This window comes from Mycoplasmoides alvi ATCC 29626, assembly GCF_000701785.1.
Taxonomy (GTDB): Bacteria; Bacillota_I; Bacilli_A; order Mycoplasmatales; family Mycoplasmoidaceae; genus Mycoplasmoides; species Mycoplasmoides alvi.
In genome coordinates this window covers 39,648-62,372 of record NZ_JNJU01000001.1, presented here as the reverse complement: position 1 = coordinate 62,372, position 22,725 = coordinate 39,648, and the positions used below count along the sequence as shown (strand labels likewise).

Below are 22,725 nucleotides of genomic sequence, written 5' to 3'. Positions count from 1 at the left end.
CATTTCTATCCCCCCCCCCCTGCCTTTGGCATGCAAATTTTTCATTTATTTAACCATAAATGGTTTGTTTCAATAAAACTTGATGAAATATATCCAAAAGTTCTATTTTTATGACTGTTTTTATTTCTTCCTTCTTTTTTTACAGTAATGTAATAAACTTTAATTGTATGATTGCTATCAAAATCTTCTGCAATAGATATTTCATTTTTTTTATAAAAATTTGTTTCTAAATTAAATGTATTTAATGGTTGAACATGCTTATCCATTGTGTCAATATGCTTTCAATCTTCACAAGGATTTTTAATATTTAATTTCTTTTCAATTTTTTTCAAAATATTATATTTTTTATTGTCAATAATAAAAATATCATCTCCATATTCATTTAATTTACGTTCATATCACTTTGTTATTGGTTTAAAATCATTAAAATAGCCAACTTTTGTGTGTTTATATGTCCCTAAATTATTAATTGTCATAATGGATAATCCAGAATGTAATATAATTGTTGGAAACAATTGTTTATAATTTTCACAATCAATTAAATATTCAATATTCTTAGAATCAAGAATAAGTTTTCTAAAATTATCTAAACCTTTCCCACCAATCATTCATTTTGCTGGAAAAATCATACAAGTAATATTTGAAATTTCAGTACCTAAATGTACAAATTTATCAAAAATAACATTTGCACTAGATGAATTATCTTGAATATTATCACTTTTAACTTGAATTTGATAAGGTGGATTACTAATACAATAATCAAATTTAGTTAACTTTGGTCTTTTTACTTTGCTCATAATTTCTTCACTTAAAAGATTTAAACTCTTTTTATCTTTGCTTGATAGTTTTTCTATAATGTCAAATTTTAAAACATTAGTATCATCTCGATTAAATTTTAAAACATTAATTGCTACTTCTTTCATTAGCTCTAATTTACAAATTAAAAAAATTTGATGATAAATTATTTTGCGCCATTCTTGTTTTTTTTCAAGTTCTAGTTGAGCTTTTAAAAGATTTTGAGCAATATATAATGGATATAATGCTGTTTTTACATTAATGTCAATAAAAGTTTGTTTTTTCAGATAAGCAGTTTTTCAATCAATTTCTAATGAATCTACTTGATATTTAATAACTTTAAATGGTGTAAAAACTGTTTCACGATCTAAACTATGAAGACTATCAAAAAAACCAAATCATGCATGACAACGATCTAAATTATCATTAATCTTTGTAATATCATCAATTTTTTGCATATATCCAATACAAGTTTGAAAAAACATGTTTTTATTTATAAAGTTTTGAATGATTTCTTTAAATTCTTTTTTTTGAAAAGTATGAGGCATAATCTCTTTTCATGTTAATTCATCATACATATTACAAAAATTATCAATGTCAAAATTAAAAAAATTATCTCCTCTAAATTTTTCCCTAATTTCATGAAATTTGCCAATTAACATATATGGAATTCGAGGAAAAATGTTCCTAAGCACTTCTCGAAGTTTTTTCAAAGAATCATTGATTAATTTTTTATCTTCTTTGCCTGGATCAATGGAATTTGTTGCTAGTGATGAAGAAGATTTTTCTAATTCTACAATTGCAATATCTAATGCATTATTTGTTAATTTGATATTTTTTTCTTTTACTTTCTTATTATTACATTTATTAAACAACATGTTAAAGTATTTAGCAACATTTTCTGGGTTTTTCTTAAAATAAGAATCAAATCTTTTTAAGTCAATTAATTCTTTTGGAGCATCAAAACCTTGATTAATTATTCGATTTACAAAAACCTTATTTATTGTTTTATTAAAAATACTAATATTAATTGGTTGAAATGCATTGTCCTCATAAATCATTACATCCCAATAATTTAAAACTCTTTGTATAGATTCATCTAAATCTTGTTTAGGCATCAATTTATTAGAATCTTTGTTATCTTCATCTTTAGATGCTAATTGATAAGTAATGTCTAAACAACGATCTGGGTTAAAATCAAAAACTAAAGCTGCTGTTTTAATTTTTTTTCAATTTTTAGGTGAAGGTGTTTTGGCACGAAAAATTGTTTGTAAATATTTAATAGAGGAGGTTGACTGATCTAACATCAAAATAGTTGATAATCCAGGTAATGTAACTCCTTGGGTTAAACGTCCAATGGTTAAAATAATAGATTGTTTTTCTTCATTATCTGTGCATGATTTAATGTTTTTAAAATCATTTTCTGAAAAACAATTTCCTGCAACATTAAAAATTTGATAATTTCTAAAAAAATTGTGTTTTTTTAAAAGTTTTTCTAATGCATTTGCAATTCCTACTTTTCTAGGTAATAATCACAAACTATGTTTAGTATCATGACGTTTAGTTTCATGAAATGGCATTTGTAATAAAAATTCATCATTTTCATGAGAAGAAATGTTGTCTAATCATTTGTTAATTTCTTGCTCATTTTTAAATGAACCATCATCATTTAACTCAAAAAAAAGATTAAAATTAAAAAAATTACTATCAAACCCAGTTAATTCTTTGCCTTCACTTAAATTTTTCTTGTCAATTGAAATACCTCATAATTTAATATCAGGCAAATCTGCATATGGGTTTGCTTCTGTTGGATATTTGTCATCTCATTCTTTTTTATATTTCTGTTCATCTTCATAATCAAATCTATGATAATTAGTTCCAAATTCTTTTTTAAAATCACTCATTGATAAAAAATTAAATGGTGTTCCAGATAAATATAATGCAAATTTCTTTTTAAGACTAGTATTTATTTGAGATGCAAGTTCAGTTAAAATTCCTTCATGTGCTTCATCAATTACAATAAGATCTCAGTCCATTTCAAAAATTCTTTTATTAGATTCTTTTCATTGAGAAATATATTCTTTTTCTAAATTAAATTCATTATCTAAATAAGCATCTTCAAAATCTTCATTAGATTGTTTTCCGCGTAAATCTTGAATAGAGGTAAAATAAATTAAATTATTAAAATCATTAATTAAATGCTGATCTTTTTTATCTAAAAATTCATATTTTTTGTTTAATGTTTCTAAATCATTTTTATTTTTAAAAATTAAATTGAAGTCATCTTGCCAACTATTTTTAACTATAGGTCGATGAGTAAAAATTAAGGTTTTAGAAATATTCATTTCATTAATAAAACTATAAGTTGTTATACATTTCCCAAAACGCATAATTGCATTAAGTAAAAACTGATTTTTTGAGTAATCATTATTTTTTAAATCTTTTATCGCTTCATCATTTTTTTTATTTCAAGCTTTGATTATTTCGTCGCAAGCTATTCTTTGGGGTTCACGCAATTCAATTTTAGCTATATCATCATCACTTAATGAATGGGCACCATTTTTGTATTGATTCAAATAATCAATTAATTTATGAGGTGAGCATTGAAATCATTCTTTTGCAGTAGAACTTTGAACATTTTTATTTAAGTCGCATTTGTTTGGCAAATCAACCTGCTTTACACCTCGCTTTATTAAAACTTTGTGAAAATCTTTGTCAGAAAAACCAACATCATCATTATTTTCATTCTTTCTAATACCAATAGTAGCATGGATTAATTGAAAATTTAATCCTGCAGTATTGGATTGATCTTTAATTCTTTTTATAGCAGCTTCATTAATTTTTTCTTGATCAATATTCTTCCAATCTTGCTCATTCCATTTAGTTGGTAAGTGAGTTTGTCCAATTTTATAATAACTCAAATCATTTGGGATATATTTACCAAATTGACCAACAATTTCATAAATATAGATAACATTGTATTTATATGCATTTCGCTGATTTAAATATTCATTAGATAGTTGAGTTTTAGATATTAAAGTAGAAAATAAATTACTCATTTTTTGATTCCATCTTTACTATATGCTTGGTTGATTATATTAAATTCTGTTTAAAGTTGGAGTCAGAAATTTATGAATTAAATCTTCTAAATTAAATAAGTTAAATTTAAAAATGGTTAAATAAATTATTTTCTAATTCTTTTTCTTTTTTTGTAATAATTTGGTTTTCTAATTAATTCAAAAGTAGTAATACTTGAAGTTTCTAAAACGTTTTTCTCAATTTGAGCATAAACAAATTTATATAATTCTAAAACAATCCAAGGGGCAAGTGCTAAACCAATTGCAATTAAAATTATAGGACCACCATCAATAACTAAATTAGAAGGAATTTTAAAAGCAAAAGCAATTTGTGGTACAAAAGTAAATAAAATTACTAACAAAATACTTAGAATAACAGCACCATAAACCACATAATAATCTTTAACTTTGCACTTAAACAAAGAATTAGATGACATTAAACTTAATGCATGAAAACTAATACCAATAGCTAAAGTAATAAAAGCTGCTGCTGAACCTGCATATAAGTCATTTAATCCAACATCATATAAACCGCCACTACCAAAAATTATTTGATTGGTAACTGGGTCACGACCATTAATAACATTTCCAAACCAGTGATCACGTGAATAAAGAGTACCTAATGCAAATGCTATCATAGTAACTAATGCAAATAAACACCCTTGTCAAAATAAATTGATCCCCATACGTCTTGCAAAAATACTTTCATGTTTACTATAAGGTCTTCTAAACATCAAATTATCTTGAGTCCCTTGAATACCTAAAGCAATTGCTGGAAATCCATCAGTAACCAAATTGATAATTAATAGTTGTGTTGCGCCAAAAATATGTAAATCAGTAGTTTGTATTCATTGATCATTAATGTTATCAAAAACTACAAGTGAGCTTTCAAAAGCATATTTAAAAATAATAATACCTAAAAACATTATAATTACTTCAGCAACACTTGAAAGTAATACATTTTGAATTACTAACTTAATTGTTTGATATACTCTACGACCATTACTTATTGAAGCAACAATTGTTTTAAAATTATCATCCATAATGATCATATCAGCAGCTTCTTTTGCGACATCTGTGCCTGTAATTCCCATTGCGCAACCAATATCAGCGGCTTTTAATGATGGAGCATCATTTACTCCGTCACCTGTCATAGCAACTACTTGGTCATTTGCTTGTCAAGCTTTAACAATTCGCAATTTATCAGCTGGTGTAACACGGGCATAAACACTATAATTTAAAACATTTGTTTCTAATTCTTGATCACTTAGTTTGTTTAATTCCTCTCCAGAAATCGCTTCACTATCTGAATTTAAAATACCAATTTCTTTGCCAATAGATTTAGCTGCATCTAAATTATCCCCTGTAATCATTACTGTTTTAATTCCGGCCCTAATACATTCTTGAATTGTAGATTTAACCTCTAGTCTTGGAGGATCATACATTGCGAATAATCCTAAAAAAATAAGTTTATTCTCTATATTAGATTCATTATATGGTTCTTTCAAATTTGTAACATCTTTAAAAGCTAATCCTAAAACACGATAAGAATTAGATGTAAAAATCTTTAATTGTTCTTTAATATCATCTAAATTAGCATTAGAACATTTTTGAATTAAAATGTCTGGTGCGCCTTTAATGATTGCATATTTTTTATTTCCAATAAGATTAATTGAGGTCATTAATTTTCTATCAGAATCAAATGCGATTGAAAAAATTTGAGGATATTTTTTATCTAACTCTAATTTTTCTAAATTAAATTGTTTAGCATATCTAATGATAGCTAATTCTGTTGGATCACCAACTTCAATTTCTTTTCCATCTTTAATTGATAAATAACTATTTGAACACAAAATAAAAGTTTCTAATAACTTTAAATAATTTTTATTAGTATCAACATTTTTATCAACTTCAAAAATAAATTTAGATTGATAATCTCAAATAGTTTTTAATGTCATTTTATTTAAAGTTAAAGTTCCAGTTTTATCAGTACAAATAACTGAAGTACTACCTAAAGTTTCAACTGAAGATACTTTTTTTATTAAAGCATTCTGTGATGCCATTTTTTTAATGCCAATAGATAAAATAATTGTAGTAAATGCGCCTAAACCTTCAGGAATCGCTGCGATTGCTAATGAAATAGAAGTTGTTAAAGCAGTATTTCATGTACTACTAATGTTATTAATTCCTAAAATAAAAATTTGAATTAAAAATACTAAAAGAAATAATACCAATCCTGAATAACCAAAAATATGACCTAATCGATTTAACTTTAATTGTAAAGGAGTCATAAAAATTTTTTGATTATCAATTAAATTAGCAATTTTGCCAATTTGAGTTTGAGTTCCAGTTGCAATTACTTTACAACGTGCTTGTCCATTTATAACTGTACAACTAGAAAATACTTTATTTAGTTGTTCTCCTAAATATGCATTATCCTTAATGATTGCTTGTGCTTTCTTACTAACTGGTAATGATTCACCTGTAAGAACTGATTCATTACAAACTAAATTAAAAGACTCTAACAAAATAGCATCAGCACTAATCCGGTCGCCTGCTTCAATCAACATTAAGTCTCCAGGAACCAATTGTTCTGAATTAATTTTAAAAACTTTCTTATCACGAATAACCGTTGCATATGTTGTTGACATCTTTTTTAAAGCATTGACTGCTTTTAAAGATTGTAGTTCTTGCACACCACCTAAGATAACATACATGGAAATGACTGCTAAAATAATAAAAGGTTCAATTAATGCAATAACTAAATTTTTATCATTAAAATTTCAGTTAAATCTAACACCAGTAACAATAAAAATTATAAATGAAGCAATTGTGGCAATTAATAGTAAAAAAATCATAACATCTTTTAATTGTTTTATAAAAATGAAAAAGATGCTTTTTTTCTTCTTTTCAGCTAATTTGTTTGGTCCATATTTTTTTAAAGCAACTTCTGCTTCTGCACTTGTTAAACCTTCATATTTAGAATTAAAATCTGAAGTTATCAAACTAGTTTTATCTTTAGTCTTTTTTAAAGCACTTGTATATCAACATCATCATTAACAACAATTTGATTTAAAATGTCATCTGATTTAGCTTTTTCTAACAATTCTTCATTAACATGAATTAATGAAAATTTATTATCAGTTGTATCTTCTTCATTAGTTATAGATTTTATGTCTATTTTCACTTCTTTCTTTTTAAAGTTTTCCAAAATAAAAACTCCTTGATTCTCATGGATTATAACAAACCATTAAAAATCAAGAAGTTATGTGCTATTTTATTTTTAATTAGTTTTATTTTTTAGGTTTAGTTACTCAAGTATCAGTTAAAGCATCATAAATACGTTTGTCACCAACAGTATAGCGACTAAAGTCTGAACCTGCAGGTTTTTTATTGTTATTAATTAAATCATTTGTTGCTAAATTCTGAACAATAGTATTAGATGCTTGTAAACCAACAATAGCTAAGAATGTATCTAAATCTAAACCCAAGCGTTTAGCACTTGCTGAAGTTGGATTATCAGTAACTCATCCTTGCCCACCTAAATTATTAACATCTTCATAATTAATCTGCATAGCATAAGCTGCTACCCGAGTAGACTTACCATTTTCAACAACCGGATCTGACTCTTGGATTTTAGTTTTTCAATCATTACCATTAGAACCATATAAATCAACTGCAACTTTTTTATTACCAATAAAGCCACTAAATTTCTTGTAATAATTTTCACCTGTTTTAGTTCCGGTAGTAGCTGATCCTGGTGGAATTTTAGATTTTACTAATTCTTTCTTTTGATCGAAAGTTAAAATGAAATTACCATTTTGATCTTTTTGATGGTAAGCAGATAAATCAATTTTTGCTCTTGTTTCAAGCATTGTTACAAGTTTATCTAATTCAGTTAATGATTGAATTCTTTCTAAATAAGCTAATAAGTTAGTTTGTGAACCAAATGAACTAAGTGATCCTTCAACTCCAGTACTACCAAAATTGCCAAATAATTGATTAGTTACATTACTATCAATTGAAGAATCATTTTCTAAAACAATACCATTGAATCCATAAAGTTTGTTTGGCGTTGTCCCATTAGCCACTGTTGTAACTGCTGAACTAGAACCACTAGAAGTACTACCATTAGCGATTGTTGTGTATGTATTTGTGTAGTAATAAGGGTTAGCAGTGTCATTAAATGGATCTGGTTTTGGTGGAGTAGAAGTTGTTGTATCTGCAGCAGCTGCTTGTTTTTGTGTGCCACTTGCTTGTGTATTTGAAGATACAGCATTGTATCAGTTGCTAGATGAACCCTGTAAAAAATTAGGATTTGCTGCAAATTGAGTAAATGGATTCTCTGTACCTAATTTTGATGGATCCATATTCATAGTTCAAGTAATTGCAGCATTTGTGCCTTCAAAAATTGATTGATTTAATATAAATTTTAAGTTAACTAAATCATCACGTAATAACCAATCTAATGTGTACAAGAAAGTGTAATAGCTGATTGCTGAATCAGATGTTGGATTAACAGTTATTGATTGTAAATTTTTAACTGTACTAATAATCTTATCTAATCCTGTTTGATCTTGATAACCACCATAACTATAACGGCTACTAGAACCATATCAGAATGGCATCCAATAGTATGTGTTAACAATTTGTTCTAATTTTTCTTTAGCAATTCCATATACTTGTTTTATAGAACCATCATCAAAATTGTACAAATTATTTAAATTAGAATTATTTTTAAAATATGAATACTTAATAGTGTTAGTAACTGCTGTTGTATTGGCAGTTGTTTGCAAAACACTATTGAATGCTAAATCATATAAACCACTACTTGTTTTAACAAACAAAACTTGGGCATATGGTGTGTCAGAACTATTAGCAATTGATAAACCCATTTTATCAACCATTGATTCTGTAGAAGTTTTTAATGCTTTATAAGTGTTATCAATATTAGTGCGCATTGCATCAGCTATACTTTTATATGGATCGGTTGCTTGTGCATTTGCATCTTTTTGAGTAGAACTAGTTGAATCAATACTTAAAGCACCATTTGTGTAGTAACGACTTAAACCTGCATAGACACCATCGTTTTGTCTAACATAAGGTAAACGAGCAGCCATTCCAATTTTTTCAGGTGTTGATGCTGATTCAAAATCAGAATATGTTTTGGCACGTGCATTTAATTTTTCTGATATTGTGTTTACATTGCTTTGTAATTTAGAAGCTTTTGCATAAGCATCATATTTAGTTACATAATCACTAATATCAGTTTTAAGTTGAGTAAATTCATTTTTAAATGCTTGATTGGCATTTAAATCAAAAAAGTTTTTAGTAGGAGTTTTTGCTTGGTTATTAGTTGCTTGTGTGTCAGCAAAAGCATTTTTATGATCAATTGCATCACTTAAAACACTAAATATTAATCGAGTTTTATTGTCATTAAATCATTTAGATAATAAATCTTTAAGATTAAAATCATAAGATTGATCTGAAGGTAAATTACCTCAAGTTAATAATGCAGATCGATACTTTAAAAAATTTTCTTGCTTAACTAAATCACGTCCTTGAGTAACTGTTTTTGATTGACCATTTGTTCCATTATTCATACTAGACAAATAATAAGAACCACCATCAATTCCCATTAAATGAACACCATCATTAGAACGAATTAAAATAAAATTTTTATTTTTATCTGTTGCATTAGTGTCTGTTGCTGCAACACTAGATGTACCAGTGCTAGTAGTAGACTTAGGTTTAATTACATTAAAAATACCATGAGTTGTTGTATTTTTAGGGTTATCTTTAGTAGTTGCATCTCCATTAGTAGTAGCTAATTTTTTATAAGCATCATAAAAAGTGTTAGTAAAACTATTTTTAGCATTTGTAAACTTAGGATCAACTTTAGTATAAGCAGTTTCAGGAGTAGTTGTTTCTTGAGTTGTGCTTGCTGTTGCATCTGCTTTAGCAACTGTTTTACTAGTAGATGATGTAATATCACGGATAAAATTACCCATGACATTGTATTTATCCTCTGTGTCAGCTTGTGCCACTGCACTATTAGATGTACCACTAGTATTTGTTCCTAACAAATCAACTTCTGGACCGATATTATCTTTATTTGGGTCATTAATCATTGATAAATATTGTTGAATAAAACCAGCTGGAATTGTTACATCATCACCACTAAACATGTTGTTAGCAGTCATAATTACTTTTGTACTTGTGCCTTGAGTTAAATTCAAAGAAAAATCAATTTTACCATTATCACCAACATATTTACTTAAGCCTTCAGTAACAATTTTTTTATAAGCTGAAGCGCCTTTAGTAGTAGTTAAATCACTTAAATTATTTTCCATTACTTGGAAAGCATAAGAAGCAGTTAAAGTTTCAGCACCAATTACATCTTTATTAAATAACAAATCTAAACCATTATTTCTTGGTGTTCCATTAGTAAATAAAACACTAGATAACAAATTAGGATTTTCTTCATTAACTCAAGTTTTAAAAAGATCACCTTGGATTTGGGCAAAGGTTTCATTAACATTGTTTATATTTGATTCATCATTAAAATCATAAGCGCCTGTTACAGGATTAGTAAACTTTAACTTACTTCAATTACTTTCATTATCTAAATCAGTTCTAGATGGGGTAACTGGTTTATTGTTAGTATCAAGATATGATAAATACAAAGTTGAAAATAAACTATTTGAAAAATCTTCTAAAACTTTTTCATTAATTTTAGTTTGTTTATAAGTTGCTTCTGTGCCACCATTTTGATCTAAATAAGTTTTTTGCAATTCAACTAAATAATCATTACCATGACTTTTCTTTAAATCATTAATTAAATTTTTTCAATCATTATCAACAACAGCAACAAAATTTTGGTATTTTGTGCGCATTGATGAATTAGCATTATTTTTATATCAAGTTCCTAAAACGTCTGATAACTTAACTTTTAAAAATGAATCAAAACCAGTTGAGGTCATTAATGATTTTGTAACAAGGTCTTTTGTTGAAACATCAGGAGCATTAACAAATCCATTAGAACTAGAGGTTGGAAATAAATTATTAATTACTTGAGCACTTGGTCCACAGCTAGTAACAGCAATGCTAGTAGCTAATAAAACAGCTAGACCTGAAGTTAATGTAATTAGTTTAATTTTTTTAGACTTGTTAAGTTTCATAAGTAAAATTCCTTGTTAAAATCATCATTATTTTTTAGGTTGATTGATTGCTGCAGCTCATCTTGACGTTAATGCATCGAGCAAGCGTTTATCACCAACTAAGGTTGGCCCTGAATCAGTATCAGTGCGCATATTTGAATTAATTAAATTTGTTAATGCACTAGATTGAGTTCCTGAATCTAAGGCTTGAATAGCAACAATAGATAAAAATTCATCTAAATTTAATCCTAAGCGATGATCATTACTTGCATTTTGCTGATTAGCTATACTTGTAGTAGAAGGAGCTGCTAACCAACCTTTACCTAATTTTTGAATATCACTATTATTAACTTGTTTAATGTATGTTGGTAATAATTGACTGCCATCAGCAGAAATAATTGGTTTGGATTCAGATAATTTATCTGCTTTAGAAGTACCAATATAACCCATATAACAACTAAAAGCATTGTCAGGAATTTCTGTTGTAGTTGTTTTATTTCCAGAAGTTGTTGGAGTTTTTTGAACTAAACTAATTAAAGCAGCTTTTTTTGTATCCACATTTAAATTACTTGTGCTTAAATTTGGATCAGTAATACTAATCCCTACATTTTGAATTAAAAAGTTAATAAAATTATTTAAATCTTGATTAGTTGATAAATTCATTTGAATGTAATTGACCACTTCATCACGACTTGAACCAAATGCATACAAAGCACCAGTTGAAACATTTTCATTAGTTTTCTTTGAATGTCCAAAATTAGCAAACAATGCTTGGTTTAAAGCAGTATCGATCTTAGTACTACCTTCAGTAATCAAACTAGTAAAACCATAACCAATATTTGAATATGTAATTGTTGAATTTTTTGAAGCACCACTAGCAATTTCAAAAGTTGCTCGATAAGGTAACTCTAATTTATTTGATTTATCAGCTTTTCCAGGGGCATTAACTGAATTCATTCAATTAGAATTTGAACCCCAATAATAATTTGGATTAGTTGGGAAAGTAGTAAGTGGATTTTTGCTATCTAATTCTGTTGTTGGTGTGTCAGCAGCAATCGGAACAGTTCATGCTACCATTGAACTAGTTCCTGCTGGAATTGATGCATTCAAAATAGTTTTTAAATTTTGTAAATCATTCCGAATTAATCATTCAAATGTATAAAGATAAGTGAAATAATTAATTGCATCTTCGCTAGAAGAATCTTTAATAAAATTCTTACTATCTAAAACATTTTGCAAAACACCCTTGTAACTTACAAAACCTGAATCATTAGTTTTTAAATCTTTTGATGATCCTTGATTGGCGGCAATACTATCAGTTTTTGGAACGCCATATGAAAATTTAGATACTGATGAAGTGTTTAAAATTTTTTCAGCATAATAATAATTTGCTATTTCTTTAATTCTAGTGGCGATTAAAGGATCTGCATTGGTATCAGTTGATTTAAAAATAATATTTCCTGTTGTAAAATCATAAAAATTTTTAAATGATGAATTATTTTTAAAGTAATTTGCTTTTACAGCATTTGTTACATTTGGATTTGCAATCCCTTTGCTTAAAGCTAAATTAATTGCTAATGTATAAAAATCATTACCATTAGCTTTTAAAAAAATTACTTGGGAATAAGTTGGACTAGGTTCAATTGTTAAGTTTAATGATGCAACAAAAGCATTAACAACAGTGTTTACATCATCATTAACTTTGTTATGTAAATCAACAAAAAACTTTTTGACACCTTCAGTTGTAATGTTAGAAACATCTGTTGTTGAATTAACAATACCATTTTCAGCAGCTAGTTTTTGATAATAATATTCTAAAGTGGGAATAGATCCATCTATTGCTTGTTGATTAGGAATTGATCCAGCAATTCCATTTTTAGCACTTGCATTATCAAGATCATTTTTAACATATGTGTCTGCTTTAGATAAAAATTTATCTTGAACTGTTTTTATGGCAGTTTCAATTTTATTTAACAAACTTTTTTTAAATAATGCTTGAACACATGCATCAATAGTGTCATGGGCTTTTTGAAAACTATCTTTTAATTTGGCATTTGAAGATAAGTACAAGAAACTAGATTTATCATTTAAAGCAGTACTAAAAGCTTGGTATAAATATAGAGAAGGACTTTTATTGAATAAATTTTGAATTTGAGTAGTTGCATCAAAAGTATAATCATAATCAGTTTTTGCATACCCTAATTGTTTGTATAAAGTTCTAAACAATAAAAATGCTTTTTGTTTGTTAATATCACGTGTTTTAGTACCATTAGTACCACTAATGTAATAACTACCACCATCAATTCCTATAACATGGATTCCATCAGCACCACGAGACAACATAAATTGATTATTTGTTGTTCCATTAGCTGCATTAACTACATCACCATCTTTAGAGCTAGTTGTTGGCATTTTTTGAAAACCAATATCAAAAATACTTGTTCGATTTGATGTATTATTTTCAGTTTGTTGTGTTGCCTTTATGCTAGGAGTAGTAGTTTGAGTTGAATTATCTGCTTCTAAATCAACATAATTTTTATAAGCGCCATTAGCAATTGTTGCAGCATTAGTAGCAAAAAGCTTACGTGAATCACCAGATTCTTTTTGATTAACATAATCTAAAGTACGTGCACCTTTTTCACCGCTAGGGTCAGTTTTGCGAATAAACACATTCATAATGTTATCAGTTGGCTTAATCTCATGTGCATTTGGTAAATAATTAGTTGCATAAGAACTATCTAGTAAATTAAGATATTGATTAACATATGCTGCTGAAAATAAAGCATCATAAGTATTAAACATGTCATAAGCTGACATTAAAAGTTTACCACCAGCATCTGATGATAAATGGCTTGGAATGTCAATTGTACCATTATCATTTAAATACTTATTTAATCCTTTAGTACCTTCAACTAATTCCTTTCATGAATTAGCAGGTGTTTTACTGATATCTAATTCATTGTAAGGATTAAATACTTGAAATTCATATGATGCTGAAATAGAAGAATTTAAATCACTATTAAAAATTGAGTTAAAACCAACTTTAGGAGTTTCATTAGTTAAAACAACGCGTGACAATAAGTTAGGATTTTCTTCTTTCACTCATTGAGTTGCCATGAAATCTTGAATGTCAGCATACATTTGTTCATTATTATTTGTGTTAGTTAAAGTATCAGTTGAATTATCAACATATTTAACTTTGTTATGTTGATTAGTGTACTTGATCTTAGTTCAATTTGCTTGCGTAGTTAAAACAGTCTCATCAGGTTTAGTAATTACATCACCATTTTCATCTGTATAATTTAAATAAGTTTTTGCAAAAACTGAACTCTTAAATTCTTCTAAAGCTTTTTTATTAAATTCATTTTGTTTTCAAGCAGCTTCAGTACCACCATTAGAGTCCAATGGACCAATTTGTAAGTTTAACAAATAATTATTACGATATTGATCTTTCATGGTTTGAATTTGATCATTCCACATTTTATCAACATCATTTTTTCAACTATCATATTTGTCTTTTAAAGATTTAATAGGATTATTTTCGTAAAAAGATAATAAAACATTTCCCATTACAGTATCTAAAAAAGTATTAAATGCATCAGTTTGACTTAAAACATTGGTTACTAATGAGTTGACTGACAAACCCATTTTGTCATCACCAAATCGATTACTAGGTTTAAACAAATTATCAACACTTGAAGTTGCGGGTTGAGCCGCACAACTAGAAGCTAAAACAGCAGCACCAGAAATTGCTGTTAAACCAAGAATAAGTAATGATTTCTTATGTTTTAAAAATTTATAAGTTTTCAATTTAAAGTCCTTATTTATTTACATAGAATTATACAACATTTTACACTAAACTTAAAACAAAAATGGCATCTTCTAAGCATGCCATTTTTGTTCGTGATTTTTATTGTTAAAACTTAAAATTAAAACTTAGTGTCATATTCTTCATCAAAGAAGTTAGTCAAGTCAGATGTTCTATCAGGTTTTAAAGATTCAAAATCATTATCAAATCACTTGTTAGAACTACTAAATCTAGATGATGAAGGTGATCTTAAGAAATCATCATTCATTAATGAAGAATTATTAGAGCCATAAATACTATCAAATTCATTAAAACTATTTAGATCAGAAATGTTATTTTTTGAATAACTTGATTGAGTTGGTATTAAACCATTTGATCTATTTTTTAATGGATCATATTCAAATGAATCAAATTCATTAAACATATTTTGGTATTTATAATGATCTTCACGCATTGAATTAAAACTTGATTCTAATAAACCAACATTAGATTGTGTACTTGCACTTAAACTAGATACTAAACGTTGCATCTTAGAAAAATCATTACTAATACGAGCAATACCTTTTTCATAATGACGTCTAACATTAGATAAATTAGTTTGTAAAACTTGTAAACGTTTTTCATTATCACGAATTAATAATAACAATTGCTTGTTGTAATCTTCAAGATTTTGCAACTTATCAAAATCTCTACCATTTGCTTGTTGACGGTATTCATTAGCAAAATTTGATGTTACAACTGATAAAGCTCTAATTAACTCATTACGCTTCATTGAAATTTGTTTTTCATTGTCACGGTATTCAACTTTAGATCTTTCTAATAGACGAATAACATTAACAATTTCTTGTTTTAATTCTTGAGATATGCGCTTATAAGTGGCACTTGATTTTTGACGTGATTTAGTTAAGAAATCAAAAATTTTGGACAATGATAACTTAATAGTTTCATCATAATTTTGTAAACCAAATAAATCTTCTTCACTTAAATCAATTGGGTTGATTCCAGACAAAATATTGCTTGCTGTAATATCAAATTTTTCATGATCATTATTTGACAATAAAGTTTTCTTAGGAACTTCTTCTTGTTCTAACTTCATAGACTCATAATTAAAGTCATTCATTCTACATGAAGAAGCATCATCGCAATTATTTTCAAGATCTAAGTTAGAAAATGGTAATTCTACATTCATATTGTTTATCATAATTTTCTCCTCTGATGGAATAGCAAAATCTTGTCTATTGACATTATCATTTATAGATTTCTTATTGTGGTTAAATCCTTGTGCATAATCTTTGCTTGACATAACTGGTGGTTTTACTTTCTTAGCAGCTTGACTTCGGCATTCACTGCAACAAGAATCAAATGAAGAAGGTTTTGGTTTCATATTGCTCTTAGTGTTAAAAATACCTTTGTTTTTGTTACTATCTTCTTCAAGAATAACCTTTGTATCAACTACATTATCTTTCTCTTCTGAATCAACAACAAGATCAACTTTAGGAATAACATTATCTTGATGCATTAAAGGTTTAAAAGTATTATTATCCATCATAGGTTTTACATCAAATTTAGGAGTAACAATTGCTTCTTCAACTTGTTTAACTTCTGGAGTGACATATTCAATTGGAATTGTAATTAATTCAGGTTCATCTTGAACTTGAATTGCTTCTTTAATATGTATCTTTTCTTCAATAGGACTTTCTTTAACTCCAATAGATGATTCTTTAATAACAACTACTTCTTCATTTTTGTAGGTGTTAACTTTTGGTTCATCTTTTGGAATAGATAAAAATACATCAGATGGATATTGAATGCCAAGTTCTAAGTTTTGTTCTATTGTAATAGGTTCTGGTTTTTCTTCTTTTACTAAAGGAACATTTTGAACTATTGGCATTTGTTGTTGATTAACTTCAGAAAATACTAAGTTTAATTTTGGTTCTGAGAATGTTTCTGGAACATTTTCTTGTTGAACTAAACTTGGTTGTTGATATGTTGAATTTTCTGAAACATTATCATTTGCCAACGACAAAGTATTAGAAAGTTCATCAAAATCACCAATAATAGCAGTAGTCGCATCATTAGGCATAATTTCAAATTTTTGATTTTGGAGAACAACTGGTTGAACTTCAATCATTTGTTCATCATCAATTTTTTGAATAGGTTGTTCTGCCACAATATTATCAACCACTTCTTCTTGGATTGGTTCTTCTAGTTGTGCTTCAATTGGTTGTTCAACCATATCTTCAGCAACTAATTCTTCTTGTGAAGCATCATCAAAATTAACTTCTTCTTCAGATGGTTGTTCTACTACTTCATCAATGATTGGTTCATCTGATGTCACTTCTTCTTGAACTGGTTCTTCTAGTTGTGCTTCAATTGGTTGTTCAGTTAATTCTTCAACAATTGACTCTGCTTCAATTTCTGGTTCAACTATTGGTTCTTGCGCTACAACTTCTTCTTGAACTGGTTCTTCTAGTTGTGCTTCAGTTGGTTGTTCAACTATATCTTCAACAACTAATTCTTCTTGTGAAGCATCATCAAAATGAACTTCTTCTTCAGATGGTTGTTCTACTACTTCATCAATGACTGGTTCATCTGATGTCACTTCTTCTTGAACTGGTTCTTCTAGTTGTGCTTCAATTGGTTGTTCAGTTAATTCTTCAGCAACTAATTCTTCTTGTGAAGCATCATCAAAATTAACTTCTTCTTCAGATGGTTGTTCTAATACTTCTTCAACAATTGGTTCATCTGATGTCACTTCTTCTTGAACTGGTTCTTCCAAAGATTCTTCATCACTTTTTTCATCATATGAATGTCATTGTTTGTCATCATCAAAATAACCTGATCATTGCCACTCATTATTATCATCATAGTGACCATAACCATCTACACCAACAAATTGTTCTCAATATTCGCCACTAGAAGAGTTATTATCAACAAATGAAAATGGATTACCATCTGCATCATACAAATTGGAAATATCAATTGGCTCATTACTATATGGGTCAAAATAACTATCATCCTCATTGTTATGTGAGACATAATAACCATTACCATCTGCATCATATGCAATTTTTATTGAACCATCACTTGGTAATTCTTGATCATCATTGCTAATGTTACTAGCACTAGAAGTTGAATCTAAACCAATATCACCAAAAATATCTTCGGGCGCTGCTGATGCATTAGTATCTTCAAAGATCTCATCATCTTTGTTTTTTTTAGGTTTATCTTTGCTTTTCTTCTTAAATCATGTCACTTTACAAAACCAACCTATTTCAAAAAATTAAATTAAGCATGGATTAATGGATTATAACCTTAAAACTTTACTAATTATACACTAATTTACTAGAAATTAAGGAACAATTTGATGAACTTATCCCACTGAACCTGTCATATCCATTGCAATTAATTTGTTTAATTCAATTGCATATTCCATTGGTAGTTCTTTGGCAAATGGTTCTAAAAATCCCATAACAATTAAGTTCTCAGCAATATCTTTTGGAATACCTCTAGACATCATATAAAATAATTGTTCTTCACTTATGTTAGAAACTTTTGCTTCATGTTCTAATCGAGAACTATTGTTCATAATAATTTCTGTCGGTAAAGTGTCAGTTCTTGATATTTTATCCATTAATAGAGTGTCACATTCAACTTTACTTGATGAATGCAATGCATGAGCACCAATTTCTACAATTCCACGATAACAAGTATTACCACCATTTAGTGACAATGACTTAGAAATAATTTTAGATCTAGTATGAGGAGCAAGGTGAATCATTTTTGCGCCAGCATCCTGAATAATACCTTTGTTATTAGCAACTGCAATAGAAATACATTCAGAAGTTGCATATTTACCTCTTAAAATAGATGAAGGGTATTTCATGTTAATTTTAGAACCAATGTTGCCATCAATTCAAGACATCTTGGCATTTTCATCAACAACAGCTCTTTTTGTAACTAAATTTAAAACATTATTTGATCAATTTTGAATTGTTGTATAACGGACAATTGAATTTTTATGAGCATAAACCTCAACCACAGCACAATGAAGATTATCTTCCATGTATACTGGAGCAGTACATCCTTCCACATAATGACATTTAGCTCCTTCTTCAACAATAATCATTGTTCGTTCAAATTGACCAACCCTTCTACCATTAATACGAAAATAAGCTTGCAAGGGTTTTTGAATAACAACATTTTTAGGAACATAAACAAATGAACCACCAGATCAAAAAGCAGTATTTAAAGCAGCAAACTTGTTATCATTCATTGGCACTAATTTACAAAAATATTTTCTAAATAGATCTGGGTATTTTTGTAAAGCAGTATCAGTATCTGTAAAAATAACACCTAAATCACTTAATTCTCTTTGAATTTGATGATAAACAGTTTCAGAATCATATTGAGTTGAAACTCCATTTAAAAATTTAGCTTCAGCTTCAGGAATCCCTAATTTCTTGAACGTTTGTTTAATTTTTAAAGGGACTTTTTTTCATGAATTATTGTTTCGATCAACACTAGGTTTTGAATACATAATAGCTTCATGATATTTGATAAATGATAAATCTGGTCCAAAAGATGGATTAGGTTTTTCATTAAAAATTTTTAAAGCTTTTAAACGTAAATCTAACATTCATTCAGGTTCATTTTTTATTTTGGATATTTCTCTAACAATTTTTTCAGAAATTCCTTTTTTAACTTTAAAAATAGAAATATCGCCATCATTGAATCCATATTGATATTTCTTTTTCAAAGTTTTTTTATTAATTGACATTTTTATTTCAATCCTTCAAGATGATTTAAAATTTTTTGAGCTACATTTGATGCGCAAATAATTCGATTAGATTGCTTATAAATTTGATCAAAAATCATTAGATTTTCTGGAAAATCTTTTTCACTAATTTTTCCATTAAAAACTAAATCTAAATATTTTTTGAGTAATTTAACAATATAAGGAACTGATTTATTAATAATCTCTTCTAATATTAAATCACTGCTTGTTAGTGAAATAACACAACCCTCGCCAACAAAACAAGCATCTATTACTTTATTATTTTCAATTTTTAAATAAACATCAAAATTATCAGTACATGTAGAAGAACTAGCTTGCAACATAACATAATTTTGTTGAAATTTTATAACCTGAGCTTCATTAACTAGAAATTGAGGATTTTTGAAACGATCCACCAAAATCATTCTTCGGTAATTTTCATCCTTATATCAAACCGACAAGAGCATCACCTATATCAAATTTTTTTAACACCATAATTAACTGATCAATTTCATTAATATTATTATAAATTGATAAAGTTACTCTTACATAACCACTAGCATTTTTTTTACGATGCTTTAACATATTCACACAAGAAACACCTGAACGTACAATAATATTGTTTAATGATAAATAGTGAGCAACATCTTGAGGATTAGTGTTTTTAATGTTAAAAGAAACAACATTTGAATCAACTTTTTTATTAGCTAATTCAATATTAGATATTTTTTTAAGATGCTTAAGTAAATAATCAGTTAATTCAGATTCATATTTATGAATATTTTCAATTCCTATTTGATTAACAAAATCAATTGCAGCTTTAGTTCCTAAAATTCCTGCTACATTAGGTGTGCCCGCTTCATATTTAGTAGGGCAAGATAATAAATCAACACTTAAATTTTTAGGATCATAGTCCAAATACATTCCGCCACCATACTTTAATGGCTGTAAAATATTTTGCATTTTTTTAGAAACATATGCAATTCCAACCCCTGTTGGACCAAAAATTTTATGAATAGAAAATGCTAATAAATCAATTTCTAAATTTTGAAGATCAATTTTTTTATGTTGAACTTCTTGTGTTGCATCAATAATAACAATAACATTTGGGTTAATTTTTTTTATTTTTTTAATCAATATTTTTGTATCAATACTAAAACCAAATAAATTTGAAATACTAGATAAACTAACAATTTTAGTTTGATAATTAATTTTATTTAATAAATTTTTAACTCAATTATTATTGTTATCTTCATGAATATGAACAAGTTTAGCACCAGTTTTTTTTGCCACAATAATCCATGGTAACAAATTAGAAGCATGCTCTAAATCAGGAACAACAATTTCATCATTTGCTGTTAATAAATGCATTAAACCAAAAGCAAATAAGTTTAAGGATTCAGTTGCACCAGATGTAAAAACAATACTATCTTTGTGACAGTTTAAAAAATTGGCAATTGTTTGTCTTGAAGTTTCAATTTTTTCATGTAAACCTTGAGCAAATGACGTATCTGTATTATGAGGATTAACAGAATAAATTTCATAATATTCTTTAATTGAGTCAATTACGATATTTGGTTTTAATGCAGTTGCTCCACTATCAAAATAAATTAAATTGGGATTATTCTTAAACCAAATAAATTCGTTACGAATTTTTTTTCAATCAATCAAATTATCTTTCCTTAAATAAATTTTGTATTTTTTTTAAATAATTAAGCATTAACTTTTCATCATTAATAATTTTTAAAGTAGTTTTAAAAAAACCCATTAAGATCAATTGAATTGCTTGGCTTTTTTTAATTCCACGTGACATTAAGTAAAAAATTTGTTTTGGATCAATTTGACCAACAGCCATTGCATGTTTAGCTTTTACATTATTGTCATCAATAATAAGTTGTGGTTCGCCATGAATAGTTGAACTATTAGATAATAATACACCTTTAATTTTTTGTGAAGTTTTATTATTAGTAGTTTTGGGTTTAATAATACTTACAATTTTTACATTAATACTAGCTAAGTGAGTTGCAACTAAATAACTATCAAAAGAACTTTCCGCATCATCTTCTAAATGTTCAAAATTAAAATTAAAAAATTTATTTAATTTAGGTTTTGCAAATGATGATAACAAAACATTTACTTGCGCACCTTTTTTTAACTTAATATTAATTTCATTTTTAGTGTTTGCATTAAAAATATCTAATACATGCAAAATTAATCTATTATTTGAATTAACAGTATAATTTATTAAATTTTTAGTTTTGGTTAAATCCAAAAAAATTTCTTTATTTTCCATATTTTTTGCCTAATGGATCTTCAAGAATAAAATCTTTCTCACTGGCAGTAATTTCATGTTTGAAATTAATTTTTAAATCTTTCTTAATTCAATCATAACCTTCACGATCAATTTTGTTAACAAGATCATAACCACCTTCTTTAACAATGGTTCCATTAATGATAAGGAAAACCTTGTTTGGTTTTAAATATTTAAATAAACGTTCATAATGTGAGACGATCACTAGTGTTCGCTTGGAATCTTCTTTTATTCAAGTTGATAATTCTTTAGTGATAATTTTTAAAGCATCAATATCTAACCCTGAATCAATTTCATCTAATAATGCACATTTAGGATTGATAACACGTAGTTGTAAAATTTCATTTTTCTTTTTCTCGCCGCCAGAAAAACCTTCGTTTACTGAACGCTTTAAAAGTTCAGGTGACATTTTTAAGTTATTTAAGTTACTTTGAATTTTTTTAAACATTTCAGCTAAACCAACTGGTTTTTTGCTTCGCGCATTTAAAGCAGCTTTTAAAAAATCTAAATTACTTACACCAGGAATTTCTTCAGGACTTTGAGTAGCCAGAAATAAACCTAAACGTGCAATTTCATCTGTTTCTAATTTACTAATTAATTGATTTTTAAATTTAATTGATCCACGAGTAATTTTGATGGAATAATGCTTCATGATTGCTTTTAATAATGTTGACTTTCCATGTCCATTAGGACCCATAATTGCAACAATATCACCTTCATCAATAGAAGCATTAATTTTGGTTAAAATTTTTTTATTACCAATGCTTACACTAAGATTATTAATGTTTAGTAACATA

The 22,725-nt window shown here is 27.5% G+C and carries 11 protein-coding genes; all 11 read right to left on the bottom strand.

Translation table 4 applies throughout. The features are described from left to right. Positions 1–5: 5 nt before the first annotated feature. Positions 6–3,854, bottom strand: coding sequence for an Eco57I restriction-modification methylase domain-containing protein (locus T383_RS0100190; protein ID WP_033159673.1), 3,849 nt, complete (start codon positions 3,852–3,854; stop codon positions 6–8). A gap of 125 nt (positions 3,855–3,979) precedes the next feature. Further along, entirely contained in the window at positions 3,980–6,877 is a 2,898-nt protein-coding gene (locus tag T383_RS0100185) for a cation-translocating P-type ATPase (protein WP_052663872.1), read from the bottom strand. 23 nt (positions 6,878–6,900) lie between these two features. After that, the gene (locus T383_RS0100180; RefSeq protein WP_033159672.1) at positions 6,901–7,083 is read right to left on the bottom strand and encodes a hypothetical protein; all 183 of its coding nucleotides are present in this window, start codon (positions 7,081–7,083) and stop codon (positions 6,901–6,903) included. An 82-nt stretch (positions 7,084–7,165) separates the two neighbouring features. Then, positions 7,166–11,053 carry a DUF3713 domain-containing protein gene (locus T383_RS0100175; RefSeq protein ID WP_033159671.1) on the bottom strand — a complete coding sequence of 1,296 codons (3,888 nt, stop codon included), beginning with the start codon at positions 11,051–11,053 and terminating at the stop codon, positions 7,166–7,168. Positions 11,054–11,080: 27 nt separating this feature from the next. Then, entirely contained in the window at positions 11,081–14,842 is a 3,762-nt protein-coding gene (locus T383_RS0100170) for a DUF3713 domain-containing protein (protein WP_033159670.1), read from the bottom strand. A 119-nt stretch (positions 14,843–14,961) separates the two neighbouring features. After that, positions 14,962–18,096: a hypothetical protein gene (locus T383_RS0100165; RefSeq protein WP_033159669.1), complete on the bottom strand. Its 3,135-nt coding sequence runs from the start codon at positions 18,094–18,096 to the stop codon at positions 14,962–14,964. 117 nt (positions 18,097–18,213) lie between these two features. After that, positions 18,214–19,620, bottom strand: a complete 1,407-nt coding sequence (gene sufB / locus T383_RS0100160) for a Fe-S cluster assembly protein SufB (protein WP_033159668.1) — start codon at positions 19,618–19,620, stop codon at positions 18,214–18,216. A gap of 2 nt (positions 19,621–19,622) precedes the next feature. After that, positions 19,623–20,084 (bottom strand): iron-sulfur cluster assembly scaffold protein, encoded by a 462-nt coding sequence (locus T383_RS0100155; protein ID WP_084268987.1) that lies wholly within the window; start codon positions 20,082–20,084, stop codon positions 19,623–19,625. Next, positions 20,062–21,288, bottom strand: a complete 1,227-nt coding sequence (locus tag T383_RS0100150) for an aminotransferase class V-fold PLP-dependent enzyme (RefSeq protein WP_033159666.1) — start codon at positions 21,286–21,288, stop codon at positions 20,062–20,064. The genes T383_RS0100155 and T383_RS0100150 overlap by 23 nt, the downstream gene beginning before the upstream one ends. Position 21,289: 1 nt before the next feature. Continuing rightward, entirely contained in the window at positions 21,290–21,910 is a 621-nt protein-coding gene (locus tag T383_RS0100145; RefSeq protein WP_033159665.1) for a SufD family Fe-S cluster assembly protein, read from the bottom strand. After that, positions 21,900–22,724, bottom strand: coding sequence for a Fe-S cluster assembly ATPase SufC (gene sufC / locus T383_RS0100140; RefSeq protein WP_033159664.1), 825 nt, complete (start codon positions 22,722–22,724; stop codon positions 21,900–21,902). Before sufC ends, T383_RS0100145 begins: the two co-directional genes overlap by 11 nt. Position 22,725: the final 1 nt, after the last annotated feature.